This window comes from Xanthomarina sp. GH4-25, assembly GCF_045363175.1.
Classification (GTDB): domain Bacteria; phylum Bacteroidota; class Bacteroidia; order Flavobacteriales; family Flavobacteriaceae; genus Xanthomarina.
This window is the reverse complement of the sequence record NZ_JBJFLO010000003.1, coordinates 263,450-278,338: the sequence shown is the minus strand read 5'-3', so window position 1 is coordinate 278,338 and position 14,889 is coordinate 263,450. Positions and strand designations below refer to the sequence as shown.

Below are 14,889 nucleotides of genomic sequence, written 5' to 3'. Positions count from 1 at the left end.
CTTAAAAGAGGATTGATGTTTATCAATCCTCTTTTTTTATTTTTGAAGAAATAATAAGACGTTTGAAAATTTTTGACTCCTTACCCTCAGATTTTAACTCGAAAACAGTGGTTACCATTGGAACTTTTGATGGTGTCCATATTGGACATCGAAAAATTATCGAAAGGATTGTAAACACAGCTAAAAAAAGTAATTTAAAATCTGTGGTTTTAACTTTTTTTCCTCACCCAAGAATGGTCTTGCAAAAAGATGCTAATATCAAACTTCTTAATACCATAGACGAAAGAAGTTCTATTTTAGAACAACTTGGTTTAGATGTGTTGGTTATTAAAAAATTCACCAAAGAATTTTCACGTATTTCTGCCGAAGCATTTGTATCAGAAATATTAATCAAGCAACTTCATGCTAAAAAAATAATTATTGGTTACGATCATCATTTTGGCAGAAACCGTTCAGCCAACATTGACGATTTAAAAGCTTTTGGCAAACAATACAACTTTGATGTAGAAGAAATCTCTGCACAAGATATTAATGAGGTCTCTGTAAGCTCTACAAAAATTAGAAATGCTTTAGCTGATGGCGATATACAAACAGCCAACAAGTATTTAGGAGATAGTTTTATACTTACTGGAAAGGTGGTTAAAGGTAAAGGGTTAGGCAATACCATAGGATTTCCAACTGCTAACCTCGATATAAAAGAAACCTATAAACTAATCCCAAAACAAGGGGTCTATATTGCTAAAACTACAATTCTTAATCAAGTCGTTTATGGCATGATGAATATAGGACTAAATCCAACCATAGATTCAAACAACAAACAATCTATAGAAATACATTTGTTTGATTTTAATCAAACTATCTATGATGAAATATTAACTATAAAACTTTTAGATAGAATTAGAGACGAGCAAAAATTCGATTCGGTTAAAGAACTTAAAATGCAATTACAAAAAGACAAAGAAACTTCTATGAATTTTATTGAAAGGCATCATGATAGATAAACTCCTCTTTAAACAAATAGACAATAGTTCCCTAATCGTGTTTAGAATTATTTTTGGTCTGTTGTGTTTTTTAGAGTCTGTTGGTGCCATTTTTACAGGATGGATAAAAAAAACCCTTATTGATCCAGAATTTACTTTTTCTTTTATAGGTTTCGAATGGCTACAACCATTACCTGGCAACTACATGTATGCGTATTATATAGTCATGGGATTGTTTGGTTTAATGATTATGCTTGGTTATAAATATCGGTTTAGTGCTCTTATGTTTACAATCATGTGGGCTGGAACCTACTTCATGCAAAAAGCTTCGTATAACAATCACTATTATTTATTAATATTACTTAGTGCTTTCATGGTTTTTCAACCAGCAAATAGATATTATTCTTTAGATGCAAAAAACAACCCAAGTATAAATAGTATTTCCATGCCTAATTGGTGTCGATTAATATTTATTTTACAAATGTTAATTGTTTATACCTATGCATCCATTGCTAAGTTATATCCAGATTGGCTAAACACTTCTTTCATAGAAATCTTAATGAGAGGCAAACAACATTATTTCTTGGTTGGTGAGTTGTTACAAGAAAAATGGTTGCACTATTTTTTAGCCTATGGAGGCATTTTATTCGATGGTTTAATTATCCCATTATTACTTTATAAACCAACTAGAAAGTGGGCATTTTTTATATCGATTTTCTTTCATTTATTTAATTCTATTGTATTTCAAGTGGGCATTTTCCCGTATTTATCTTTAGCATTTGCTCTATTCTTTTTTGAACCTAGAACCATTCACCAAATCTTTTTAAAAAAGAAATCTTTTTACACTGAAAAGGAAATTCTTATTCCTTCATACAAAAAAACATTAATAGCTATTTTCTCTATATACTTTATCGTTCAGATAGCGCTTCCTTTAAGACATCATTTTATAAAAGACGATGTCCTTTGGACAGAAGAAGGCCATAGACTCTCTTGGAGAATGATGCTTCGTTCTAAACAAGGGTATGCAGTTTATAAAGTAGTAAATAATAAGACTAAAAAACCAACATTTATCAATCTTCAAGATTATCTAAGTCATAAACAAATTCATTTGGCATCTACGAAACCAGATGTTATTTGGCAATTTTCGCAACACTTAAAAGAAGTTTACACCAATAAAGGAGAGGATATTTCAGTATATGTCGATTGTAAAATCAGAATTAATGGGAAGCCTTATAAACAGCTTATCAATCCAGATGTTGACATGGCTGCTGTTCCTTGGTCTGTTTTTAAACATAGCGATTGGATTTTACCCTCAAATCAAGATTAATTTACTGAGTAATTCATTAAATTTGTCGCTTAAAATTAACAATACATGCTACAAGTACCTTTTATTAGAGAAAATAAGGAAGATGTTATAAAACGATTAGCCGTTAGAAATATCGATGCGACTCAAATGATTGAGGACGTGATTAATTTAGATGAAGACAGAAAACAATTACAAACGCAATTAGATAATACCTTGGCAGAATCAAATGCTATTTCTAAAGAAATTGGAAACTTATACAAATCTGGAAATACTGCTGAAGCTAATGTATTAAAAGAAAAAACAACACAACTTAAAGAGGTTACTAAAGAATTTACAGAAAAACTCAATAACACAATTGAATCTTTAAACCAATTATTATATAAAATTCCAAACGTCCCACATCCAACTGTACCAAATGGTTCTACAGAAGATGACAACGAAGAAATATTTAAAGAAGGAGACATTCCTGTGTTACATAGCGAAGCACTTCCACACTGGGAATTAGCTAAAAAATACGATATTATAGATTTCGAATTGGGTAACAAAATTACAGGAGCAGGATTTCCTGTTTACAAAGGCAAAGGAGCTAGATTACAACGGGCATTAATTGCTTATTTTTTAGATAAAAATACAGCTGCTGGTTATACAGAATATCAATTACCTCTTTTGGTTAACGAAGCATCAGGCTTTGGTACTGGACAATTACCTGATAAAGAAGGACAGATGTATCATGTAACCCAAGATAACTTATACTTAATACCAACGGCAGAGGTTCCTGGAACTAATATTTTTAGAGACGTTCTTTTAAATGAAACCGATTTACCTATTGGAATTACAGGTTACACACCTTGTTTTAGACGTGAGGCTGGAAGTTATGGTGCACATGTTAGGGGTTTAAATAGATTGCACCAATTTGATAAAGTAGAAATTTTACGCGTAGAACATCCAAATCGTTCTTATCAGGCTTTAGACGAAATGGTTAATCACATAAAAATCATACTTCAAGAACTTAAATTGCCTTATCGAATTTTAAGACTTTGTGGTGGAGATATTGGCTTTACTTCGGCATTGACTTTCGATTTTGAAGTGTTTTCTACAGCACAAAACAGATGGTTAGAAATTTCTTCAGTATCAAATTTTGAGACCTTTCAAGCAAACAGACTCAAACTGCGATTTAAAAATTCTGAAGGCAAAAACGAATTGGCTCATACTTTAAATGGAAGTTCGCTTGCCTTACCGAGAGTTCTTGCTGGTATTTTAGAAAATTATCAAACCAAAGATGGGATTGAAATTCCAGAAGTTTTAATACCATATACTGGTTTTAACATCATCAATTAACTTATTAAATACTGTAGGATATTTCCTATTTTATCGATAAAACGCTAAAAAACAACGTTGTTCAACGAATTTTTAGCGTTTTACTTTGTTTATTAAAATATTTTTTTCATGTTAGTACTCCCAAATAAAAACCTACTTATTCATGAAAAATGTAAAACGTGTTTTTCTGCTTATTGCTCTCGTTGTATTAGCTAGTAAAGTCTTATTTTCAGATTTCGAATTACCAAAATCTGAAAATAATCACATGACTGTTGCTGCAACAGAATAAATCAATTTGATTTAGTACAATTTGTCCCAATCGAATATTTGAATCATGTTAAATAAACAAGATTAATAGCACATTTATTTTGGTTGGTTAATGCCTGAATAACCTTCAGGCATTTTTTTTATAATAACATTTACATTTTCTACAAACCACATTTATTATATTTACACAAAGTAATGCTATGAGGTTTCTATTATTAATATGCTTTTTGTTTAGTTTCAATGTCTTTTCTCAAGAAGACCTTGTGGCATCAGAGTATTTTAAAAATGGAGATTTTGAAAAAGCACTACTTTCTTATCAGAGACTATATAACAAAACTCCTAATAACAACACCTACCTTCTACAATTAGTAAAAACACATCAACAATTAGAACAACTTGATGAGGCTCAAGCATTATTATTAGATCAATTAACTCGTGTTAATTACCCACCACTTTTAATAGAGTTAGGTTATAATTATCAGTTAAAAAATAATTTAGTACAAGCTAACAAGTATTATAATAATGCAATTGCAACTCTAGATGAAAACCCTAATTATGTCTTTATTATAGGTAAAACATTTGAAGACAGGTCGTTATTAGAACAAGCTATTACCGCATACGAAAAAGCCATGTTGCTAAAACCAGATTTAAATTTTAATATCCAATTAGCAAGAATCTATGGCGAACAAGGCAATGTAGAAAAAATGTTTAACAGCTATTTAAATTTTGTAGAATTTAACGACACTTATTTAAACACTATAAAAAGAGCTTTTAACGAGTTTATTACAGAAAATAGTGATAGCGAAAGCAACTTGATTTTAAAACGAATTCTTCTTAAAAAAATACAAACAGACCAAAATTTACTTTGGAACGAAATGTTAAGTTGGCTCTTTGTCCAACAAAAAGATTATAACAAAGCCTTTGCTCAAGAAAAAGCCATCTTTTACAGACAACCAGAAAGTTTAAATAGAATTGAAGAATTAGCTCATATTGCTTTAAATGACTATGAATCTGAAACAGCCATATCGATATTTTCTTATTTAGCAGATACTGCACAGGATATAGAAACCAAATTAAATGCCATATATTATTTATTAGAAATTAAAACAAAAATAGCTTCAGAATCTGAATATGATGACTTAAAAAAACAGTATCAAGAAGTATTTAATACCTATGGCTTATTTCCACAAACATTCTATATCCAAAAATCTTATGCCCATTTTTTAGCCTTTTACAAACACAACCCAAACGAAGCAATTTCTTTTTTAAAACAAGCATTAAAACTTCCATTATCTTCATTTCAAGAAGCTGAAGCTAAAATGGAACTTGGAGACATCTTAGTATTACAAGAAAAATTTAACGAAGCATTAATTTATTATACTCAAATACAACGCAATTTAAAAAATAGTACCATTTCGCAAGAAGCGCGATATAAAGTGGCAAAAACCAGTTATTATAAAGGTGATTTTAAATGGGCAGAATCTCAATTAAAAATACTAAAATCTTCAACATCTCAACTCATTGCAAACGATGCTCTAGAACTTATGTTACTCATTACAGACAACAAATATGAAGACTCTACACAAGCTGGATTAAAGCTTTATGCTAAAGCAGATTTAATGGCTTTTCAGAATAATAACGACGAAGCCATTGTGCTTTTAGATGAAATTTTAACTGAACATAAAGGCAAAACCATAGAAGATCAAGCCTTATTTAAACAAGCACAATTATTCGAATTAAAGAAAGAATACCATAAAGCTGAAGCTAATTATCAATCAATCATTACAAACTTCGGTGACGATATCCTTGCCGACGATGCCCTATTTTATTTAGCAGAACTGTATTACAAAAAACTCAATCAACCAGAAAAAGCTAAAGAGCTTTTCGAGAAAATAGTCTTTGAGCATCAGGACAGCATCTATTTTGTAGATGCTAGAAATAATTTCAGGGCACTTCGTGGCGATTTTATAAATTAATTCTATTTATGAAAATCGCCGAAACTAACCGACTAATTATTTTAAAAATCACCTTAGATGATGCCAATTTTTTTTTAGAACTAGTTAATACACCTAATTGGATTAAGTATATTGGAGATCGACAAATAAAAACATTAAAACAAGCTCAGCAAGCCATAAAAAATGGGCATCTTAAAAGTTATCAAACCTATGGGTTTGGCTTTTATAAACTACAACTTAAAGAAGAAAATAATAAAAATATTGGAACCTGTGGGTTAATAAAAAGAGAGAGTTTAGAACATGTCGATATAGGCTTTGCTATGTTACCTGAATACGAAGGCAAAGGCTTTGGTTTTGAGGCCTCTCAAACTATATTAAATTTAGCAAAAGAAAAATTCAATCTCGATAAAATTGTTGCAATTACACTTCCAACAAATACCAATTCCATTAAATTATTAGAAAAATTAGGCTTATCTTTTGAAAAAAGAGTCAAACCCTTTGAAGATGACGAAGAACTTCTGTTATTTGCAATAGATTTATAATATAAATCATATAATTAAATTTCAGACACTGAGCATTGCGAATACCTTTGGAGTTTAATTTTTAGGTTTAACCTGTTTAAAATCTAATAGACCTTTTTAAATTATCAACCATGATTATATACAACGTTACAGTCAATATTGACGAAAGCATTCATGATGAATGGCTTGTATGGATAAAAGAGCATATACCACAAGTATTAGCAACAGATAATTTCACAGAAGCAAAATTAACACGCGTTCTTGTGGAAGAAGATATGGGAGGAGTCACCTACTCCATTCAATATAGAGCAAAATCTAGAGACCATTTAGAAGCTTATTATACACATCATGCAGATAGATTAAGGCTCGATGGTTTAAAAAAATTCGCAGATAAAATGCTGACTTTTAGAACAGAGCTTCAAATAATCGACGAGTTTACTGTAACAATTAAATAATAAAACAAATTAATATTGTGTCTAAAGACCATCAAGTAAAAGCAAAAAAACATCTAGGACAACACTTTTTAATCGATGAGTCTATTGCTGAAAAAATAGCAAATACTCTATCGTTTAAAGGTTATAAACACGTCTTAGAAATTGGTCCAGGAACGGGAGTTCTAACAAAGTATCTGTTAAAAAAAGAAACAACAACACATGTTATTGAAATAGATCCAGAATCTGTAGAATATTTAAAAAACAACTATTTAAATTTAGCAGATAGAGTTATTGAACAAGACTTTTTAAAATACAATTTAAACGAGGTTTTCGAAAACGAATCCTTTGCCATTATTGGAAATTTTCCGTATAATATATCAACTCAAATCGTCTTTAAAACGTTAGAAATGCGTGAGCAAATTCCTGAATTTGCAGGCATGTTTCAAAAAGAAGTTGCACAACGCATCTGTTCTAAAGAAGGCAATAAAGTATATGGTATTCTTTCGGTTTTAACACAAGCCTTTTACGATGCTGAATACTTATTTACAGTTCCTCCAACCGTTTTTAATCCTCCTCCAAAGGTAGAATCAGGCGTGTTATTACTTAAACGAAAAGAACATTATACGCTTCCTTGTAGTGAAGACTTATTATTTAAAGTAGTTAAAACGGCTTTTCAACAACGAAGAAAAACACTTCGCAACAGTTTAAAAACTTTGAATTTAAGCGATAATTTAAGAGAAGATAGTATCTTTGGGATGCGTCCAGAACAATTAAGTGTTTCTGAATTTATAAAACTAACCTCTTTAATTGAAAACGATATAAATAGCTAAATCCTTTGTCTGAAGAAACCGAAAACATACAATTTGAACTCACCGATGAACTTATAGAACAAGTAGAATTACTTATTGAAACTAAAAACGATAAGGAACTTCAACTCATCCTAAAAGAGTATCATCATGCAGATATTGCAGAAATTTTAGACGAGTTAGATTTAGAAGAAGCTGTCTATATTATTAAATTGTTAGATTCAGAGACTACGTCTGAAATCTTAATGGAACTCGATGAAGACAATCGAGAAAAGGTTTTAAAAAACTTATCTAACAAAGAGATTGCTGAAGAGATTGAAGAGTTAGACACAGATGATGCAGCAGATATAATTGGCGAACTACCAGAAGAGCGACAAGCAGAAGTTATTTCACAAATTGAAGACGAAGAACACAAAGCAGAAATTCGGGAGCTTATGGCTTATGATGAAGATTCTGCAGGTGGACTTATGGCAAAAGAACTGGTTAAAGTTTACGAAACATGGACAGTTGCTGGCTGTATGCGCAGAATAAGAGGGCAGGCAAAAGATGTTACAAGAGTCCACTCCATTTACGTGGTAGACAAACAAGATAGATTAATAGGAAGACTCTCTTTAAAAGATTTAATTACTGCTAAAAGCGAACAAAAAATAGCTGAAATATCAAACTCGAATGTAGATTCTGTCAATGTTCATGATGACGCTGAAGATGTTGCAAAGGTAATGCAGAAATACGATTTAGAAGCCATTCCAGTAGTTGATGACAATCAAAAACTACTCGGAAGAATTACCATTGACGACATTGTTGATGTCATGAAAGAAGAAGCCGAAAAAGATTATCAATTAGCAGCTGGTATTTCTCGAGATGTTGAAGCAGATGATAGTATTTGGAAATTAACTATTGCTCGTTTACCTTGGTTATTAATTGGTATGTTTGGTGGTCTTGGAGCTGCAAGTATTATCGAACACTTTAATGGAGAAATGGGAGACTTTATAGTACTTCTAAGTTTTGTCCCATTAATTCAAGCAACTGCAGGAAATGTAGGAGTTCAATCGTCTGCTATTGTGGTTCAGGGTCTTGCCAACGATAGTGTTGATGGCAACATTTTGAAACGTTTGTTCAAAGAGTTTTTATTAGGTTTAGTAAACGGATTTGCTATTGCTTTAATTGGGTTGGCAATTACTCATTTTGTATTTGGAACACCTTATATTGTATCTATAACCATTGCTATTGCCTTAGTTGCAGTTATTGTAATGGCTGCTCTTATTGGTACATTTATTCCAATATTCCTAGATAAAAGAGGCATTGATCCAGCTGTTGCTACTGGACCTTTTATAACTACTAGTAACGATGTATTTGGCATTTTAACTTACTTTTTAATAGCCAAACTTATTTTAGGTTTCTAATTATGAAAGTCCTACATCTCGATACCAATCATACACTTATAATAGAACAATTAACCGATTTAGGTTTCCAAAACGATGAAGATTATACATCATCAAAAAAGGTTATTGAAGCTAAAATCCATCAATATGATGGCGTTATTATTCGCAGTCGGTTTACTATTGATAAACAATTTATAGATGCTGCTAAAAACTTAAAATTTATTGGAAGAGTTGGAGCAGGTTTAGAAAATATAGATTGTGTCTATGCAGAAAATAAAGGCATATATCTTGCTTCTGCTCCAGAAGGTAATAGAAATGCCGTTGGCGAACACAGCTTAGGCATGTTGCTGTCTTTATTTAATAAGCTTAACAAAGCAGACAAAGAAGTTCGTGAAGGTAAATGGCAACGTGAAGCCAATCGAGGAATCGAATTAGATGGCAAAACTGTAGGTATTATTGGATATGGAAATATGGGAAAAGCCTTTGCTAAAAAACTTTCAGGTTTCAATGTAGATGTTTTGTGTTATGATATTAAAGAGCATGTTGGCGATAAAAACGCTAAACAAGTATTGTTAAAAGAGTTTCAAGAAAAAGTGGATGTAGTCAGTCTTCACACACCACAAACACCTTTAACTCAAAACATGATAGACGCTTCGTTTATCAAAGCTTTCAAAAAACCATTTTGGTTTATAAATACTGCTCGTGGAAAAAGTGTTGTTACAGACGATTTGGTTTCGGCTTTAAAATCTGGTAAAATTTTAGGTGCAGGACTAGATGTCTTGGAATACGAAAAAGCATCTTTTGAAAACTTATTCAACAGAAGTGATGAAGAAATGCCATTGGCATTTAAATATTTAATAAAAGCCGAGAATGTTATTTTAACACCCCATGTAGCTGGATGGACTATTGAAAGTAAAGAGAAATTAGCACAAACTATAGTCGATAAAATTAAAGAGAAATTTTGTTAACTTTATAACATAAAGAAACACAAAAGCATGCAATATAAAGCAGACACTCCAGAAGACTATATTAATCAAGTTCCAGAAGAACGTAAAGGCGCTTTAAAAAAACTTCGAGAAACTATAAATATAAATCTTCCAAAAGGTTTTGAAGAAGGGATTCAATATGGCATGATTGGTTATTATGTACCTCATTCTGTATATCCAGGTGGCTACCATTGTAAGCCATCAGAGCCATTACCATTTATGAGTTTTGCATCACAGAAAAATTCCATCAATCTATATCATAGTGGTATTTATGCAAATCCAGATATCCATGATTGGTTTGTTAATGAATATCCTAAATACTGCAAACACAAACTAGACATGGGAAAAAGTTGTATTAGATTTAAAAAAATAGATGAAATCCCATTTGATTTAATAGGTGATTTATGCACCAAAATAACTGTCAAAGAATGGATTAAAATCTACGAAACTAATATTAAAAAGAAATGAAAAAACGCGTTACAGGAATTGGAGGTTTATTCTTTAAAACCAAAGATCCAAAAGCATCTAAAGATTGGTACAAAAAACATTTAGGTTTTAATACTGATGAATATGGTTGTACGTTTTGGTGGAAAGATAAAGAAGGGAAAGATTGTTCAACACAATGGAGCCCCTTTGCCGAAGACACTAAATACTACGAGCCTTCTAAAAAAGATTTCATGTTTAATTATCGTGTAGAAAATCTGCAAGAATTATTAGCAACTTTAAAAGAAGAAGGTGTAACTGTAGTAGGTGAAATGGAAGAATACGACTATGGGAAATTTGGTTGGATTTTAGACAACGATGGTAACAAAATAGAACTTTGGGAGCCAATTGATAGTGCTTTCAAATAAACATTGATGTCATTATTATTTTTATTATCTTTAGAATTACCTTGTTTAAATTATTAAATCATGACAGAAGAAAATAAAAATTTTGGAGAAGACTTTAAGGAAAAAGCTGAAGAGTTTTCTAACGATGCTAGAACCGTGTTAAACGACTCAAAGAATGTGGCTATCATCGCCCATATTACTATCATAGGCTGGATTATTGCCTTTATAATGAATAACAATAATAAAAGCGCCTATGGTTCTTTCTATATCAGACAAGTATTAGGTCTGATGTTATGCGCCATATTATTAAGTTTTGTTCCAGTTATTGGGTGGTTTGTGAATATAGGAGTCTTTGTATTATGGCTTATAAGTCTGGTGGGCTCTATGAGTGGAGAAATGAAACCTATTCCATTGTTTGGAGACTTATTTCAAGATTGGTTTAAATCGTTATAATAACACATTTAAGAGTCCTCATTTTGTTCGGAAAGTTTCTGTTCTAATTCAGCCTGAAATTCTTCCATAACAGGTCTTACTGTGCTTTCTGGTAGGTCGGCAATTTTTATATACATCAATCCATCAACCGCATTATTAAATAAGGGATCGACATTAAAAGCAACCAGTTTGGCATTTTGCTTTATATACTTTTTGAGTAAGACAGGCATGCGTAATGCACCTGGTTCTACCTCATCGATAATTTTATCGAATTTATTTAAATCAGCTTCCGTTTCGTCAAAAACAAAATCTTTATCAGCATCCTTCAGTTTTACTTTAAACTCTTTTTTAGGATGAACATATTGAGCAATATATGGATCGTAATAGTGAGATTTCATAAACTCTATCATGAGCGATTTAGAGAAATTTGAAAATTGATTGCTAATACTAACCCCTCCAATTAAAAATTTATGCTCAGGATAACGTAAGGTTGTGTGTACAATGCCTTTCCAAAGTAGAAATAATGGCATGGGTTTTTGCTGATACTCTTTAATAATAAAAGCGCGCCCCATTTCTATAGACTCACTCATCATTTTAAATAATTCTGGTTCAAACCTAAATAAATCTTGTAGATAAAACCCATCAATACCATGTTTAGCAAATATTTCTGACCCTAATCCCATTCTATAGGCTCCTGCAACAAGCTCTTGTTCGCTATCCCAAAGAAACATGTGATGATAATAGGTATCAAAAGAATCTAAATCTATGGCCTCGTTTGTCCCTTCTCCAACTTCCCTAAAGGTAATTTCACGTAACCTTCCAATCTCTCTTAATATGTTTGGCATCTCTTTAGAGGTGGCTAAAAAGACTTCATAATTTTTACTTTGTAACAACCTACAATCTCTTTTTCTCAAGGCATCAACCTCTTTATTCATAAGATCCTTTGAGATTGGTGTTACAATTCTCTTTGGAGGTTTTGGCACTTTTAAAGTAGAAGAAATGTTGCTTAATAAATTTCCTTTTTCATCAAAAGAATTTGATAACATATAGGTTTTCTTTCTTATAAATTCTGAAAACTCTTCAAGACTTTGATGCTCTTTTTGATCTGCAACAGAAATAGGTTTTCCTATTCTTACTTTAATAGTTCTACGTTTCTGTGTTAATAATTCCGAAGGCAGTTTGGCAGTTCTAAACGTATCACTAATTTTAGATAATTTATAAAAAAGTGGGCTGTTTTTGGCGTGAAAATAAATTGGGACTACAGGAACTTCAGCCTTCTTTATTAGCTTCATGGCAGACTCTTCCCAAGGTTTATCTACTAAAAGTTTGCCATCTCTATAGGTTGAAACTTCACCAGCTGGAAACACCCCTAATGGATGACCTTCTTGTAAGTGTTTAATAGCATTTTTAAAACCTGCAATGCTAGATTTTATATCCTTTTTGTCTTCAAAAGGATTAACAGGCATGATGTAAGGCTTTAAAGGTTCTATTCTATTCAATAAAAAATTGGCAATTATTTTAAAATCATCTCGTTGTTCAAGCATCAATTTTAAAAGTAAAATACCATCTATCCCTCCTAGTGGATGATTTGAAACTGTAATATAGGCACCATCTTTTGGTAAACGTTTTAAATCTTCTATAGGAATTTCGAATTTAATCTGAAACTCACTTAGAATACCATTTAAAAAATCGACTTTCTCTAGATGCTTGTTTCTATTATAAATATTGTTTAGTGTCGATATTTTCAAGACTTTCATAAGAATCCAACCAACAAAGGTTCCTATAAAGCCATAGGAATCTAATTGAATGGCTTTAGCTACTTCTTTTGCTGTAACTAATCCTTTATCTGGTTGATTGTTCATGAATACAAATGTAGTGAAATTGTTTATTTAGTAACTATCTGCATCGTTTCTTGTGTTAATTGTTTCAGTAACACTTCTTTATCTTTTTCAATTTGAGAAATTGCAGCTTGATTGTAATGTCGTATGGTATATAAAGACACCTTTTCATTACAAGTTACTTTAAATTTAGCCTTTAAATGTTGTAATAATGGATTTAAATTCTGGTACATATTGTCTACACAAACCGAAAAACTAATGGCTGAATTTTGAATCACATCCACTTTCATTTTATATAAATGCAACAATTTAAAAATATCACTTAAATTATCTTCCACGATATAGGAAAAATCTAAAGAAGATAACGAAATCAAAACCTGATTCTTCTTGACAATAAAACAAGGGATTTGTGGATCTAGCCCAGCTTCTTTACAAACCTTTGTCCCTTTGTTTTCAGGTTCCAAAAACGATTTAACAAATAATGGAATTTCTTTTCGTTGTAAAGGTTGCAATGTCTTAGGATGAATTACTGATGCTCCATAAAATGCTAATTCAATAGCTTCTCTATATGAAATTTTATTTAATAGTTGGGCGTTTTCAAAATAACGTGGATCGGCATTTAAAATTCCTGGAACATCTTTCCAGATTGTCACACTTTCGGCATTTAAACAATATGCAAATATAGCAGCTGTATAATCACTTCCTTCTCTGCCTAAAGTTGTTGTAAAATTATTAGAATCGCTCCCCAAGAACCCTTGAGTAATATTTAAAATACCTTTGTCAAATTTATTTAAAATTTGTTGTTGCGTTATGTCCCAATTAACATGGGCACTCCTATAATAATTATCTGTTTTAATAAACTCTCTTACGTCAAGCCAATTGTTCTTTAAATCAACTTCGTTAAGATATTCACTAATAATAATTGTTGAAACCAACTCTCCATAACCTATTACTTGATCGTAAACAAAATTATAATCTGGCGATTTATTGGTCTCTAAAAACAAGGATAATTCTTCAAACAAACTATTTACTCTTTTAAAAGATGGATGTTGTTCGTTTTCAAACAAGTCTAATAAAATGGCATTATGAAACTTTTTAACGTCTTGTAGCGAACTTTGTAATTCGTTTTTTTTATCAAAATAATTAGCTATTACCATTTCTAAGGCGTTGGTGGTTTTTCCCATAGCTGAAACCACAATCAACGTATTTTTAAAACCCATCTTTTGTAAGACAGTTACTAAATTTTTAACACCATTAGCATCCTTTACAGATGCACCTCCAAATTTAAATACTTGCATTATATGTTTGTTAGATAATCTTTAATTCCTTTTTCGTCTAGCTGAACAACATCCCAATCTCTCATTACGTTGGCTCCTTTTTTTTGGTAAAAAGAGATAGCAGATTCATTCCAATCAATAACCTCCCAGCTAATACGCTTAACGTTTAGCTGATTGCCATATTTAACCACTTCATCCAATAACAATGTTCCTATATTATTCCCTCGCATATGCTTACTTACAATTAAATCCTCTAAATGTAATACAGAGCCTTTCCAAGTAGAGTAACGTTTATATACTAAGGCAATCCCAGCTATTTTATTTTCTACCTCGGCCACAAAACAACGAAATTCAGGTTTACTACCAAAACCATCACGTTCTAAATCTGTTACAGTTACTTCAACAGCATCTGGCTCTTTTTCAAATATAGCTAGTTCTTTAATTAATTCTAACACAGCTGCCATGTCTTCCCTTATGGCTTCCCGAATAGAGATTTTCATATAAAAAATTTGGGTTAAAGATAGTTTAAAGTTGCCTATTTTGTATTATTAATCCGTT

General features: G+C 31.5%; 16 protein-coding genes. 13 read left to right on the top strand and 3 right to left on the bottom strand.

What is annotated here, in order from left to right; genetic code table 11:
- Positions 1-62: 62 nt before the first annotated feature.
- From ACI5KZ_RS05865 to ACI5KZ_RS05805, 13 genes are all read left to right on the top strand, one after another.
- Positions 63-1,001, top strand: coding sequence for a bifunctional riboflavin kinase/FAD synthetase (locus tag ACI5KZ_RS05865; protein ID WP_406847185.1), 939 nt, complete (start codon positions 63-65; stop codon positions 999-1,001).
- On the top strand, positions 991-2,307 hold the full coding sequence (locus ACI5KZ_RS05860; RefSeq protein ID WP_109309418.1) for an HTTM domain-containing protein: 1,317 nt from the start codon (positions 991-993) through the stop codon (positions 2,305-2,307). Before ACI5KZ_RS05865 ends, ACI5KZ_RS05860 begins: the two co-directional genes overlap by 11 nt.
- A gap of 45 nt (positions 2,308-2,352) precedes the next feature.
- Positions 2,353-3,624, top strand: coding sequence for a serine--tRNA ligase (gene serS / locus ACI5KZ_RS05855; RefSeq protein WP_109309417.1), 1,272 nt, complete (start codon positions 2,353-2,355; stop codon positions 3,622-3,624).
- 142 nt (positions 3,625-3,766) lie between these two features.
- Entirely contained in the window at positions 3,767-3,892 is a 126-nt protein-coding gene (locus tag ACI5KZ_RS05850; protein WP_406847184.1) for a hypothetical protein, read from the top strand.
- A gap of 178 nt (positions 3,893-4,070) precedes the next feature.
- Positions 4,071-5,846, top strand: a complete 1,776-nt coding sequence (locus tag ACI5KZ_RS05845; RefSeq protein ID WP_109309416.1) for a tetratricopeptide repeat protein — start codon at positions 4,071-4,073, stop codon at positions 5,844-5,846.
- Between the two features lie 8 nt (positions 5,847-5,854).
- Positions 5,855-6,367, top strand: coding sequence for a GNAT family N-acetyltransferase (locus ACI5KZ_RS05840; protein WP_406847183.1), 513 nt, complete (start codon positions 5,855-5,857; stop codon positions 6,365-6,367).
- Positions 6,368-6,477: 110 nt separating this feature from the next.
- Positions 6,478-6,801 (top strand): DUF4286 family protein, encoded by a 324-nt coding sequence (locus tag ACI5KZ_RS05835; RefSeq protein ID WP_406847182.1) that lies wholly within the window; start codon positions 6,478-6,480, stop codon positions 6,799-6,801.
- 17 nt (positions 6,802-6,818) lie between these two features.
- Positions 6,819-7,610, top strand: coding sequence for a 16S rRNA (adenine(1518)-N(6)/adenine(1519)-N(6))-dimethyltransferase RsmA (rsmA, locus tag ACI5KZ_RS05830; RefSeq protein ID WP_406847181.1), 792 nt, complete (start codon positions 6,819-6,821; stop codon positions 7,608-7,610).
- A gap of 5 nt (positions 7,611-7,615) precedes the next feature.
- The gene (mgtE, locus tag ACI5KZ_RS05825) at positions 7,616-8,989 is read left to right on the top strand and encodes a magnesium transporter (protein ID WP_109309412.1); all 1,374 of its coding nucleotides are present in this window, start codon (positions 7,616-7,618) and stop codon (positions 8,987-8,989) included.
- 2 nt (positions 8,990-8,991) lie between these two features.
- Positions 8,992-9,936, top strand: coding sequence for a 2-hydroxyacid dehydrogenase (locus ACI5KZ_RS05820; protein WP_109309411.1), 945 nt, complete (start codon positions 8,992-8,994; stop codon positions 9,934-9,936).
- Positions 9,937-9,963: 27 nt separating this feature from the next.
- On the top strand, positions 9,964-10,422 hold the full coding sequence (locus tag ACI5KZ_RS05815) for a DUF1801 domain-containing protein (RefSeq protein WP_406847180.1): 459 nt from the start codon (positions 9,964-9,966) through the stop codon (positions 10,420-10,422).
- Positions 10,419-10,805: a VOC family protein gene (locus ACI5KZ_RS05810; RefSeq protein WP_406847179.1), complete on the top strand. Its 387-nt coding sequence runs from the start codon at positions 10,419-10,421 to the stop codon at positions 10,803-10,805. Before ACI5KZ_RS05815 ends, ACI5KZ_RS05810 begins: the two co-directional genes overlap by 4 nt.
- Before the next feature lie 60 nt (positions 10,806-10,865).
- The gene (locus tag ACI5KZ_RS05805; RefSeq protein WP_109309408.1) at positions 10,866-11,237 is read left to right on the top strand and encodes a DUF4870 domain-containing protein; all 372 of its coding nucleotides are present in this window, start codon (positions 10,866-10,868) and stop codon (positions 11,235-11,237) included.
- 8 nt (positions 11,238-11,245) lie between these two features.
- On the opposite strand, the gene ACI5KZ_RS05800 is transcribed toward ACI5KZ_RS05805, so the two are convergent.
- Genes ACI5KZ_RS05800 through ACI5KZ_RS05790 form a run of 3 tightly spaced genes read right to left on the bottom strand, consistent with a single transcriptional unit; the run spans position 11,246 to position 14,831 of the window.
- On the bottom strand, positions 11,246-13,078 hold the full coding sequence (locus ACI5KZ_RS05800) for a lysophospholipid acyltransferase family protein (protein WP_109309407.1): 1,833 nt from the start codon (positions 13,076-13,078) through the stop codon (positions 11,246-11,248).
- Positions 13,079-13,101: 23 nt separating this feature from the next.
- Positions 13,102-14,352 (bottom strand): aspartate kinase, encoded by a 1,251-nt coding sequence (locus ACI5KZ_RS05795; protein WP_109309406.1) that lies wholly within the window; start codon positions 14,350-14,352, stop codon positions 13,102-13,104.
- Complete coding sequence (locus ACI5KZ_RS05790) at positions 14,352-14,831, bottom strand: GNAT family N-acetyltransferase (protein ID WP_109309405.1); 480 nt, start codon at positions 14,829-14,831, stop codon at positions 14,352-14,354. The genes ACI5KZ_RS05795 and ACI5KZ_RS05790 overlap by 1 nt, the downstream gene beginning before the upstream one ends.
- Positions 14,832-14,889 lie beyond the last annotated feature (58 nt).

Bases quoted from the DNA above. Each gene is read 5' to 3' on its own strand.
- ACI5KZ_RS05805 (WP_109309408.1), top strand. From the start codon at position 10,866: ATGACAGAAGAAAATAAAAATTTTGGAGAAGACTTTAAGGAAAAAGCT.
- ACI5KZ_RS05815 (WP_406847180.1), top strand. From the start codon at position 9,964: ATGCAATATAAAGCAGACACTCCAGAAGACTATATTAATCAAGTTCCA.
- ACI5KZ_RS05845 (WP_109309416.1), top strand. From the start codon at position 4,071: ATGAGGTTTCTATTATTAATATGCTTTTTGTTTAGTTTCAATGTCTTT.
- ACI5KZ_RS05835 (WP_406847182.1), top strand. From the start codon at position 6,478: ATGATTATATACAACGTTACAGTCAATATTGACGAAAGCATTCATGAT.
- ACI5KZ_RS05850 (WP_406847184.1), top strand. From the start codon at position 3,767: ATGAAAAATGTAAAACGTGTTTTTCTGCTTATTGCTCTCGTTGTATTA.
- ACI5KZ_RS05820 (WP_109309411.1), top strand. From the start codon at position 8,992: ATGAAAGTCCTACATCTCGATACCAATCATACACTTATAATAGAACAA.
- ACI5KZ_RS05860 (WP_109309418.1), top strand. From the start codon at position 991: ATGATAGATAAACTCCTCTTTAAACAAATAGACAATAGTTCCCTAATC.
- ACI5KZ_RS05810 (WP_406847179.1), top strand. From the start codon at position 10,419: ATGAAAAAACGCGTTACAGGAATTGGAGGTTTATTCTTTAAAACCAAA.
- ACI5KZ_RS05840 (WP_406847183.1), top strand. From the start codon at position 5,855: ATGAAAATCGCCGAAACTAACCGACTAATTATTTTAAAAATCACCTTA.
- ACI5KZ_RS05800 (WP_109309407.1), bottom strand. From the start codon at position 13,078: ATGAACAATCAACCAGATAAAGGATTAGTTACAGCAAAAGAAGTAGCT.
- serS (WP_109309417.1), top strand. From the start codon at position 2,353: ATGCTACAAGTACCTTTTATTAGAGAAAATAAGGAAGATGTTATAAAA.
- ACI5KZ_RS05795 (WP_109309406.1), bottom strand. From the start codon at position 14,352: ATGCAAGTATTTAAATTTGGAGGTGCATCTGTAAAGGATGCTAATGGT.
- ACI5KZ_RS05790 (WP_109309405.1), bottom strand. From the start codon at position 14,831: ATGAAAATCTCTATTCGGGAAGCCATAAGGGAAGACATGGCAGCTGTG.